We start from the raw sequence: 668 nt of genomic DNA, 5'->3' as shown, positions 1-668 counted from the left end.
GTGAACTGCACCCCGAAAGTTGGACACCCAATCCAACCTTCGGGGTGTTTCTATGAGAAACCAGTACAGCGACCAGTTTAAGTGGCAAGTGGTACAGCAATACCTGTATGGGAAGGTCGGCCTAAAAGAGACCGCCCACCACTTTGGCCTGGACTATTCCATGGTCAGGCGATGGGTGGAGCAGTGCCGGCAGCATGGGCCTTCAGGATTGCGCCAAACACGCCGTCACTACAGCCCAGCGTTCAAGCGCGAGGTGCTGGAAAGGAGGTGGCGCGACGGTTTGTCGATCCGACAGACCGAGATCCTGTTTGATATCCGTGCCGCTGGCGCTATTGGCAGATGGGAGCGCCAGTACCATAGTGGTGGCCTAACCGCCTTGGAACCGAAACGTACAGGACGCCGCCCGATGCCCCAGAAGCCTCCCTCTCCACCGCCCGAGCCTCCCACCGATGGTGAGCGCTCTCATGAGGAGTTGCTCGAGGAGCTGGCCTATCTGCGGGCGGAGAATGCCTATCTAAAAAAGCTCGATGCCTTGGCCCGAGAGAAGCGGGCGACGACACGGGGCAAAAAGCCCAAGCCGTCCAAGGGTTAAGGCATGAGCACCCCCTAGCGCTGCTGCTGCGTGCGGCATCGCTGCCGCGCAGCACGTTCTACTACCAGCTCAAGGT

1 protein-coding gene is annotated in these 668 nt (G+C 59.7%); it reads left to right on the top strand.

Annotated features, from left to right (window positions below):
• Positions 1–52 precede the first annotated feature (52 nt).
• Entirely contained in the window at positions 53–592 is a 540-nt protein-coding gene (locus L1075_RS15655; protein ID WP_040244135.1) for a helix-turn-helix domain-containing protein, read from the top strand.
• The last annotated feature ends 76 nt before the right edge of the window (positions 593–668 follow it).

The sequence above is a fragment of the Chromohalobacter beijerinckii genome (assembly GCF_023061185.1).
Lineage (GTDB): Bacteria > Pseudomonadota > Gammaproteobacteria > Pseudomonadales > Halomonadaceae > Chromohalobacter > Chromohalobacter beijerinckii.
This window is presented reverse-complemented; position numbering and strand designations above follow the sequence as displayed.